This is a genomic window from Streptomyces sp. JW3, assembly GCF_052216785.1.
Lineage (GTDB): Bacteria > Actinomycetota > Actinomycetes > Streptomycetales > Streptomycetaceae > Streptomyces.
In genome coordinates this window covers 1-9,137 of sequence record NZ_JBQOUX010000182.1, presented here as the reverse complement: position 1 = coordinate 9,137, position 9,137 = coordinate 1, and the positions used below count along the sequence as shown (strand labels likewise).

Below are 9,137 nucleotides of genomic sequence, written 5' to 3'. Positions count from 1 at the left end.
CTCGGGCCCGCCGCCTTCACATACGTACGGGGGCCTCAGATGCCCTGCCACTCCGGCTTGTTGGCGTAGGTGTGCCGGAAGTAGTCGGCCAGCTTCAGCTTGGACGCGGCCGGCTCGTCGACCACGACGGTGGCGTGCGGGTGGAGCTGGAGCGCCGAGGCCGGGCACACCGCCGCCACCGGTCCCTCCACCGTCGCCGCGACCGCGTCGGCCTTGCCCTCGCCGGTGGCCAGCAGCACCAGGTGCCGGGCCTCCAGGATGGTGCCGATGCCCTGCGTGATCACGTGGTGCGGCACCTGCGCGATGTCACCGTCGAAGAACCGCGCGTTGTCCACCCGGGTCTGTTCGGTCAGCGTCTTGATCCGGGTCCGCGAGGCCAGCGAGGAGCACGGCTCGTTGAAGCCGATGTGCCCGTCGGTGCCGATCCCCAGCAGCTGGAGGTCGACCCCGCCGGCCCCGGCCAGCGCCCGGTCGTACGCCGCGCACGCCGCCTGGACGTCCGCCGCCGTGCCGTCCGGCCCCAGGAACGCGTCCATGCCGATGCCGAGCGGCTCGAGCACCTCGCGCCGCAGCACCGACCGGTACGACTCCGGATGGTCGGCCGGCAGCCCCACGTACTCGTCGAGCTGGGCGATCCGGGCCCGCGCGGTGTCCACCGAACCCGCGCGCACCTTCGCCGCCAGCGCCTCGTACACGGGCAGCGGCGTCGAGCCGGTGGCCACCCCGAGCAGGGCGTCGGACGTGCGCCTGAGCAGCTGCGCCATGGCCTCGGCGATCAGCTCGCCGCCCGCCCTGGCGTCCGGAACGATGACAACTTCCACGCTGGCCTGCCGTTCTGTGGTTTAGCCGTTCTGTGGCGCCTGTGGTTTAGACCAATCCTCGGGCCAATCTAACAGAGTGGACCCTTACCGGTCCCGCGCTTGCCCCGTCCGGGCTAGGCTGCTGCCGACTGCTCGGACGTCCGAGCAGTCGTGGGAAACCGACAACGACTGACCCGTTCCGATGCATGGACACCCCTAGTGGTCTAGTCCAGAATGAACATCATGCTTCCGCTCTCCCCGCACAGGAGGGCGGACCGAGGATCCGAGGCTCTCTGCCCTGACTGCTCCGGCTCCTCGACCTTCGGCCGACCGGGACCGCACACCCCACGGCCGTGGTTGCTCCGGGCTGCGGTGCCGGGAGGGTTGAGGGTCCCTCCCAGGCGCCGCGGCCCGCGGGTGCTCCGGGGGGCTCCGGGTACGCTCACTGAGTGCCCTCCATGAACGAACTCGTACGCCAGCACACCGCTCTCGACATCTCCGACCTGGAGTGGCTCCATCTGCTGGTGTCGGAGTGGCAGCTCCTCTCCGACCTCTCCTTCGCCGACCTGGTCCTGTGGGTCCCCACCCGCGACGGCACCCGGTACGTCTCCGTCGCCCAGATGCGGCCGAACACCGGCCCCACCTCGTACCAGGACGACATGGTCGGCCACCTCGTCCCGCGCGGCCGGCGCCCCATGCTGGACATCGCCCTGGACGAGGGCCGGATCGTGCGCGAGGGCGACCCGGAGTGGCGCGAGGAGGTCCCGGTCCGCATCGAGTCGATCCCGGTCCGGCGCCAGGGCCGGGTGCTCGGCGTGATCGCCCGCAACACCAACCTGCTGACCGTGCGCACCCCGAGCCGCCTCGAACTCACCTACCTCCAGAGCGCCTCCGACCTCGCCCAGATGATCGCGGCGGGCGCCTTCCCGTTCGAGAACCAGCAGGTCGACATGGACGCCTCGCCGCGCGTCGGCGACGGCCTGATCCGGGTCGACGGCGACGGCATCGTCCAGTACGCCTCGCCGAACGCCCTGTCGGCCTACCACCGCATGGGCCTCGCCGCCGACCTGGTCGGCCATCACCTCGGCCGCACCACCGCCGAACTCGCCCCGACCCACGGGCCGGTGGACGAGGCGCTGGCCAAGGTGGCCAGCGGCTGGGCGCCGCGCGAGTTCGAGATCGAGGCCGCCGACGGCGTGATCCAGTTCCGCGCCATCCCGCTCAAGCCCAAGGGCACCCGCATCGGTTCGCTGGTGCTGCTGCGGGACGTCACGGAACTGCGCCGCCGCGAGCGCGAGTTGATCACCAAGGACGCCACCATCCGGGAGATCCACCACCGGGTGAAGAACAACCTCCAGACGGTCGCCGCCCTGCTCCGGCTCCAGGCCCGCCGCATCGAGTCCGAGCGCGGGCGCGAGGCGCTGGAGGAGGCGGTCCGCCGGGTCGGCTCGATCGCCATCGTGCATGAGACGCTGTCCCAGAATCTGGACGAGCGGGTGGAGTTCGACGAGATCGCCGACCGGGTGCTGGCGATGGTCGCCGAGATCTCGCCGGGCAAGGTCGCCGGCCGGCGCACCGGTCACTTCGGCATCCTGGACGCCGAGGTGGCGACCCCGCTGTCGATGGTGCTGACCGAGGTGCTCCAGAACGCGCTGGAGCACGGCTTCCGAGAGGGCGACACCGGCACGGTGGAGGTCTCCGCGGTGCGCGGCGGCACGTCGAAGGAGGCCCGGCTGCTGGTCACCGTCCAGGATGACGGGGTCGGTCTGCCCGCCGACTTCGACCCGCACCGCTCGGGCAACCTCGGCCTCCAGATCGTCCGCACGCTGGTGGAGGGCGAGCTGAGCGGCTCCTTCGACATGGTGCCGGCCCCCGGCGGCGGCACCCGGGTGATCCTCGACCTGCCGGTGCGCTCGCAGAAGTAGCCGGTCGGCCATGTCCGGTGCGGGACAGCAAAAAGCCCCGGATCGACGGTGATCCGGGGCCAGTGCTCGCTGCGGGGTACTGCGCGCTGCGGCTCGGGGGCGGGGGGATGCGTACTCGCTGTACGCGCCGCCAAGCTCAGGCTGTCGCGGGGCGGGTGTGTCAGGCGGAGGCCTGACGGGCCCGGTTGCGGGCGGCGCGGCGCTTCATGGCACGACGCTCGTCCTCGCTGAGACCACCCCAGACGCCGGAGTCCTGACCGGACTCGAGCGCCCACTGCAGGCACTGCTCCATAACCGGGCAGCGACGGCAGACGGCCTTGGCTTCCTCGATCTGCAGCAGCGCAGGACCGGTGTTGCCGATGGGGAAGAAGAGCTCGGGGTCTTCCTCGCGGCAAACGGCGCGGTGACGCCAGTCCATGGCTGCTACCTCTCCTTGGTATTACATGCAGATTGCTTGTGAATGTGAACGCTTTCACGAATCCCTCAACAAGGGAAGGGCCGACTGCCAGGTTCCCTGGCGTGGTCCTTGGTTTGAAGAGGGGTTCCGGTGATCTGTGGAGGCCGATGTTGCGGGCCGTCCCGATCGCCACGTAGAGACTCGCAAACCTCAGCGGCGGATACAACCCCTTCCGGAAAGTTTTTTTTGATTCTTCGGTGTCGACTAGGTCACAGCCGTACTTCTAAGGGGTGGACCGTGGCCTAAACGTTCGAGTGAAAGGACTTTCGCCGCTTCTGCTCACACAATCACACGCAGTGCACGGCGTACGCCTGTGAACGTCACGCTCGTACGCAGCCCCAGGTGGTCACCGTCCATCTGGAGGGGGAGCGGGACCTTCGAATGCAAGGTGAACTCGGACATGTCGTGCAGCGAGACCGCGTGTCTGCCGTGGGGTCCGCGCTCAGGGGACGAAGTGAGCAACTGGGTGCCATACCGGGCGACCGCGGTCGTCGTCATGCGGCTCAGACCGAGTACGTCGAGCCCTTTATCGAACGAGGCCTTAGGTGACGCGTACATCGGGTGATTGCCCAGGAAGGTCCACGGCGAGGTGTTCGAGACTATGGAGAGCACCAGATCGGTCACCGGGTCGGCGTCCGGCCGCTCCAGCGTGATCGTCCCGTGCCGCCGGTGCGCCTCGCCGAAGAACTGGCGCAGCACCTGGCGGACGTAGAGCGCGTGGGTGGACTTCCGGCCCCGCTCGCGGTGCTGTTCGACCCGGCCGACCACGCCGGCGTCGAAGCCGAGGCCCGCGTTGAAGGTGAACCAGCGGGACGGCACCGCCTCGTCCTCGGTCCCCGGGGTGCCCGACGTCAGCCCCAGCCCGACGGTCCGCTCGCTGCCCTCGCGCAACGCGTCCAGCAGGGCGCCGGTGGCCTCCACCGCGTGGTTGGGCAGGCCGAGGGCGCGGGCGAAGACGTTGGTGGAACCGCCGGGGACGACCGCGAGGCGCGGCAGGTGGTCGGGGTCGGGGCCGGCGTGCAGCAGGCCGTTGACGACCTCGTTGACCGTGCCGTCGCCGCCGAGCGCCACCACCAGCTCGATGTCGTCGCTCTGCGCGGCCTGCCGGCCCAGGTCACGGGCGTGCCCGCGGTACTCGGTGGTGACCGCCTCCAGCTTCATCTCGCTGGCGAGCGCGTGGATCAGTACGTCGCGCGTGCGCGCGCTCGTGGTGGTTGCCGCCGGGTTGACCACGAGAAGTGCACGCATGGGACGAGCGTACCTACTGGGTGGTACCGGGCCCAGACCGATCGGTGGATCAGGACACCTGACCGACGTGAACCTCACCACGGGCGCGCGGGCGCGGGACCGGGGGCGCCCCGGCATCGGCAGGGGTCCCGGCATCGCGTGGTCGGGCGGGGTCACCGGAACCTCGCCACCGAGTGGCCCCGCGGTGCGGGCTACCCTGCTGGGGTGAGCAGCGAGCAGAACCCCCGTACCGATGGAGCCGCCCCCGCCGAGGAGCCGGGCGACCGTCCCGCCCGGCTGACCGCCGCCGCGGCGCTCGCCGGTCTGGAGGGCCTCGCGCTCGTCGCCGGCGGCGTCTGGATGCTCGTCGGCGGTCTCACGGGCCACCCCGACGACCGCACCCAGGCGGTCACCGGCGGCGTCACCCTGATCGTCCTGGCCCTGCTGCCGCTGCTCGCCGCCCGCGGGCTGCTCGCCCGGCGCGGCTGGAGCCGGGGCCCGGCGGTGATCACGCAGATCATGGCGCTGCCGGTGGCCTACAACCTGCTGCAGGCCGACAGCATGGCGATCCCCGGGGGCATCGCGCTGGCCGCGGTGGCCGTCGCGGCGCTGGTGCTGCTCGTCAACCCCGAGACCACCCGGGCCCTCGGCATCAGGGGCCCCGGCCGGCCGCCGCGGTAACGGCGCCGGCGGGGCCCACGCCCCGGCTCGCTCCCCGGCTCGCTCGTCGGTCTGCTTCTCGGCCTACTCCTCGACCAGCAGCTTCTCCCGCAGCTGGGCCAGCGTGCGGGCCAGCAGCCGGGACACGTGCATCTGGGAGATGCCGACCTCCTGCGCGATCTGCGACTGCGTCATGTTGCCGAAGAAGCGCAGCAGCAGGATGCGTTTCTCCCGGGGCGGCAGGTCCTCCAGGAGCGGCTTGAGCGACTCCCGGTACTCCACCCCCTCCAGCGCCTCGTCCTCCGCGCCGAGGGTGTCGGCGACCGCCGGGGACTCGTCGTCGGTGTCCGGGACGTCCAGCGACAGCGTGGAGTACGCGTTGGCGGACTCCAGGCCCTCCAGCACCTCCTCCTCCGAGATGGCCAGCTTCTCGGCCAGCTCGTGCACGGTGGGGGAGCGGCCGTGCAGCTGGGACAGCTCGGCCGTCGCCGTGGTCAGGGACAGCCGCAGCTCCTGGAGCCGGCGCGGCACCCGCACCGCCCAGCCCTTGTCGCGGAAGTGCCGCTTGATCTCGCCGACGACCGTCGGGGTCGCGTACGTGGAGAACTCCACGCCGCGCTCCGGATCGAACCGGTCGACCGACTTGATCAGCCCGATGGTGGCGACCTGGGTGAGGTCGTCGAGCGGCTCGCCGCGGTTGCGGAAGCGGCGGGCGAGGTGCTCGACCAGGGGCAGGTGCATGCGCACCAGCCGGTTGCGCAGCTCCGCGTACTCGGCGCTGCCGTCGTCCATGCGGCGCAGGTCGGCGAACAGGGCCCGCGCCCCGCTGCGGTCCTGGGGGTCGTGCCGGTCGTGCCGGCCGTGCTGCGCCGGCACGCTCCGCGCGCCGGGCACCTCGTCCTCGGAGTGTCGCTCGTGCTCGCTCATGGTCCCGCCCGTAGCCCTTTCCGGAGCCCTCGCCTCCGATCGGCCGGGCAGGACGGGATCGCCCCCGCCCCGCCCGTCCGAAGGCACGCTCTGCACGGCGTCGTCCGGCTCCCCGGCCCGCTGCCCGCCGCCCGCGAGGCCGGACCGGACACCGGCGTCCTCGGGATGCGGACGGGCCTGCTCGGGGATGCCGTCGATGCCGGCCGCCCTGCCGCGGGCCCCGCTCGGAGAACGTGTGCCCTCGGCCGGCAGCTCCCGCGTGCCGCGCTCTTCGTCCCGCACCGGCCCGTCCTCCCTCACGCCGGCCCGGGTCCCGCGCCGCGCTGTTTGTAGAGGCTGATCGACACGGTGTCGTCCTCGTCGACGGCGGAGGAGACCTTGCCCGCCAGCGCGGACAGCACGGTCCAGGCGAAGGTGTCCCGCGCGGGCGCGTGGCCGTCCGTGGTCGGTGCCGAGACGGTGACCTCCAGCGAGTCGTCGACGAGGCGGAAGACGCAGCTGAGCACGGAGCCGGGCACGGCCTGCTGAAGCAGGATCGCGCAGGCCTCGTCCACCGCGATGCGCAGGTCCTCGATCTCGTCGAGGGTGAAGTCCAAACGGGCCGCGAGGCCGGCCGTCGCCGTACGCAGCACCGACAGGTAGGCCCCCGCGGCCGGCAGCCGGACTTCCACGAAGTCCTGGGTCGCGGGCTCGCCTGCGATCTGGGACACCCTCACCTCCAAGGTGGTACAAGCGTTTCAGGGCCGAGGGTCACCCCTCGGGTAACGCGGTGACGCGATACGTGGTTCAGTGGTTCTCAGTCGTTCAGCGGTGACGTTATCGCGCTCCGTACTTTCCTGTCCCCGAGACCCCAACCCCTTGCTGTCACTCATAGTAAACACGTGAACACGCACAGTGGCTAGGGGTTGGGCGGGTCCAAATCGGAAGAGCGCGCGCCGGGTTGACGTACCCAGACGTCAGGTGGTCGAACCGTACCTTCCTGTTGCCCTTGCGTGGCTACACGAGCACGTGGTCGACGAAGCACCAGCGCCAGTTCTCGCCCGGCTCGAAGGTCCGCATCACGGGATGCCCGGTCTGTTCATGATGCCCCGTGGCATGCCGTTTCGGGGAGGAGTCGCAGCAGCCGACGTGACCGCAGGTGAGGCACAGCCGCAGCTGCACCGGGTCCGTGCCGTCGGCCAGGCACTCCGGGCAGGTCTCGCTCAGCGGCTCCGGCTCCGGGTGCGGCAGCGCGTCGGCATGCGTGCACTGTTTCATGATTGCCAGGTTACGACGGGCGTGCGGAAGACCGCGCGGAGGAAAAGGGTGGGCCGGGACCATGGACGTGATGCCGCTGCTGTTGCTGGTGGCGGGGAGTGCGGCGGTCGCCGCGGCGGGCCGGCGCACACCGGTGCCGGCGCCGCTGCTGCTGGTCGCCGCCGGACTGGCGGTCAGCTACGTCCCCGGCGTGCCCGACTACACCCTCGACCCGCACGTCGTACTGCCGCTGCTGCTGCCCCCGCTGCTGTACACCGCGGGCACCGACAGCTCCTACCTGGACCTGCGCGCCCAGGTGCGGCCGGTCGCCCTGCTCTCCGTGGGCTACGTGCTGTTCGCGACCTTCGTGGTCGGCTGGGCCGCCTACCTGATCGTGCCGGGGCTGCCGCTGACCGCCGCCCTGGTGCTCGGCGCGGTGGTGGCGCCGCCGGACGCCGTGGCCGCCACGGCGGTCGCCCGCCGGGTCGGACTGCCCTCCCGGATCACCACCATCCTCCAGGGCGAGTCCCTGGTGAACGACGCCACCGCCATCACCGCCTACAAGGTGGCGCTCGCCGCGGCGGTCGGCGAGGGCGCCACCTGGGCCGGCGGCATCGGCGAGTTCCTGATCGCCGCGGTCGGCGGCGTCGGCGTCGGACTGATCCTCATGGTGCCGCTGCACTGGCTGCGCACCCGGCTGAAGGAACCGCTGCTCCAGAACACCCTCTCCCTGCTCATCCCGTTCGTCGCCTACGCGGCGGCCGAGCAGGTGCACGCCTCCGGGGTGCTGGCGGTCGTGGTCGTCGCGCTGTACCTCGGCCACCGCGCGTGGGAGGTCGGTTTCGCCACCCGCCTCCAGGAGGACGCGGTGTGGAAGATGGTCGCCTTCGTCCTGGAGTCGGCCGTGTTCGCCTTGATCGGCCTCCAGCTCCCCGTGGTCCTCAAGGGCCTCGGCGCCTACGAGGGGATCGAGGCCGCCTGGTACGCGCTCGCGCTCTTCCTGGTGGTGGTCGCCGCGCGGTTCGTGTGGTCGTACCCGGCGACCTTCCTGCCCCGCCTCCTGTCGGCACGCGTGCGTGCCCGCGAGGAGAACCCGACCTGGAAACAGCCCTTCGTCATCGCCTGGGCCGGCATGCGCGGCGTGGTCTCCCTGGCCATCGCCTTCTCCATCCCGCTCACCGTGCACGGCGGCGAACCCTTCCCCGAGCGCAACCTCATCCTGTTCCTCACCTTCACCACCGTCATCGGCACCCTGGTGGTGCAGGGCGTGACCCTGCCGCCGCTGATCCGGCTGCTGAAGTTCCCCGGCCACGACGTCCAGGCCGAGACGCTGGCCGAGGCCAACGCCCAGGCACAGGCGTCCCGGGTCGCCGAACAGCGCCTGGACGACCTGCTCACCGACCCGCGCAACGCCCTGCCCGGACCGCTCGCCGAGCGGCTGCGCACGGTCCTGGAACGCCGCCGCAACGCCGTCTGGGAGCGGCTCGGCCAGGTCAACAGCGTCACCGGGGAGACCGTCGACGACACCTACCGGCGGCTGTCCGGGGAGATGATCGGTGCCGAGCGCGAGGTCTTCGTCAAGCTCCGGGACGGCCGGTACATCGACGACGAGATGCTGCGCACGCTGCTGCGCCGGCTGGACCTGGAGGAGGCGGCGGCGTACCGGGAGACCGCGTGAGCACTCACCGGCGCTCGGGGAACGGGCGGTCGGGGAACGGCCGCTCGGGGAACGGACGGCCGGTGACCACCGCGGCCAGCGTGGTCCCGCGCGGGAAGGCGCCCTCCTCGGTGAGAGTGAGCAGGGCGTGCAGCGTCTTGGCGACATAGAGCCGCTCCACGGGCAGCCCGTGCCGGTGTTCGAAGTCGGCGGCGAAGAGGTCCAGCCCGGGGGGGGGGGGGGGGGGG

The 9,137-nt window shown here is 71.4% G+C and carries 9 protein-coding genes and 1 pseudogene; 3 read left to right on the top strand and 7 right to left on the bottom strand.

What is annotated here, in order from left to right; translation table 11 throughout:
- Nucleotides 1–35: 35 nt before the first annotated feature.
- Nucleotides 36–821 carry a glucosamine-6-phosphate deaminase gene (gene nagB, locus ACTT8P_RS37225; protein WP_442836222.1) on the bottom strand — a complete coding sequence of 262 codons (786 nt, stop codon included), beginning with the start codon at nt 819–821 and terminating at the stop codon, nt 36–38.
- A 437-nt stretch (nt 822–1,258) separates the two neighbouring features.
- Here nagB and ACTT8P_RS37220 point away from each other — a divergent pair, with 437 nt between their 5' ends.
- Nucleotides 1,259–2,725 (top strand): sensor histidine kinase, encoded by a 1,467-nt coding sequence (locus ACTT8P_RS37220; protein WP_442836223.1) that lies wholly within the window; start codon nt 1,259–1,261, stop codon nt 2,723–2,725.
- A 160-nt stretch (nt 2,726–2,885) separates the two neighbouring features.
- On the opposite strand, the gene ACTT8P_RS37215 is transcribed toward ACTT8P_RS37220, so the two are convergent.
- Both ACTT8P_RS37215 and ACTT8P_RS37210 read right to left on the bottom strand, forming a co-directional pair.
- Complete coding sequence (locus ACTT8P_RS37215) at nt 2,886–3,143, bottom strand: WhiB family transcriptional regulator (RefSeq protein WP_003973730.1); 258 nt, start codon at nt 3,141–3,143, stop codon at nt 2,886–2,888.
- Between the two features lie 318 nt (nt 3,144–3,461).
- The gene (locus ACTT8P_RS37210; RefSeq protein WP_442836221.1) at nt 3,462–4,430 is read right to left on the bottom strand and encodes a diacylglycerol/lipid kinase family protein; all 969 of its coding nucleotides are present in this window, start codon (nt 4,428–4,430) and stop codon (nt 3,462–3,464) included.
- Nucleotides 4,431–4,634: 204 nt separating this feature from the next.
- Here ACTT8P_RS37210 and ACTT8P_RS37205 point away from each other — a divergent pair, with 204 nt between their 5' ends.
- Nucleotides 4,635–5,090, top strand: a complete 456-nt coding sequence (locus tag ACTT8P_RS37205; protein ID WP_442836220.1) for a hypothetical protein — start codon at nt 4,635–4,637, stop codon at nt 5,088–5,090.
- Between the two features lie 63 nt (nt 5,091–5,153).
- Here the strand turns inward: ACTT8P_RS37205 and ACTT8P_RS37200 are convergent, their stop codons facing one another.
- The 3 genes from ACTT8P_RS37200 to ACTT8P_RS37190 form a co-directional block, all read right to left on the bottom strand.
- Entirely contained in the window at nt 5,154–6,278 is a 1,125-nt protein-coding gene (locus tag ACTT8P_RS37200) for an RNA polymerase sigma factor SigF (protein WP_442836219.1), read from the bottom strand.
- A gap of 14 nt (nt 6,279–6,292) precedes the next feature.
- Nucleotides 6,293–6,706 carry an anti-sigma regulatory factor gene (locus ACTT8P_RS37195; RefSeq protein WP_442836218.1) on the bottom strand — a complete coding sequence of 138 codons (414 nt, stop codon included), beginning with the start codon at nt 6,704–6,706 and terminating at the stop codon, nt 6,293–6,295.
- 286 nt (nt 6,707–6,992) lie between these two features.
- Nucleotides 6,993–7,253 (bottom strand): UBP-type zinc finger domain-containing protein, encoded by a 261-nt coding sequence (locus ACTT8P_RS37190; protein ID WP_361161388.1) that lies wholly within the window; start codon nt 7,251–7,253, stop codon nt 6,993–6,995.
- A 61-nt stretch (nt 7,254–7,314) separates the two neighbouring features.
- On the opposite strand from ACTT8P_RS37190, the gene ACTT8P_RS37185 reads away from it, so the two are divergent.
- Nucleotides 7,315–8,910 carry a Na+/H+ antiporter gene (locus tag ACTT8P_RS37185; RefSeq protein WP_442836217.1) on the top strand — a complete coding sequence of 532 codons (1,596 nt, stop codon included), beginning with the start codon at nt 7,315–7,317 and terminating at the stop codon, nt 8,908–8,910.
- Nucleotides 8,911–8,914: 4 nt separating this feature from the next.
- Here the strand turns inward: ACTT8P_RS37185 and ACTT8P_RS37180 are convergent.
- A pseudogene (locus ACTT8P_RS37180) lies at nt 8,915–9,137 on the bottom strand (hypothetical protein); the annotation flags it as partial.

Bases quoted from the DNA above. Each gene is read 5' to 3' on its own strand.
- ACTT8P_RS37220 (WP_442836223.1), top strand. From the start codon at position 1,259: ATGAACGAACTCGTACGCCAGCACACCGCTCTCGACATCTCCGACCTG.
- ACTT8P_RS37215 (WP_003973730.1), bottom strand. From the start codon at position 3,143: ATGGACTGGCGTCACCGCGCCGTTTGCCGCGAGGAAGACCCCGAGCTC.
- ACTT8P_RS37210 (WP_442836221.1), bottom strand. From the start codon at position 4,430: ATGCGTGCACTTCTCGTGGTCAACCCGGCGGCAACCACCACGAGCGCG.
- ACTT8P_RS37190 (WP_361161388.1), bottom strand. From the start codon at position 7,253: ATGAAACAGTGCACGCATGCCGACGCGCTGCCGCACCCGGAGCCGGAG.
- ACTT8P_RS37185 (WP_442836217.1), top strand. From the start codon at position 7,315: ATGGACGTGATGCCGCTGCTGTTGCTGGTGGCGGGGAGTGCGGCGGTC.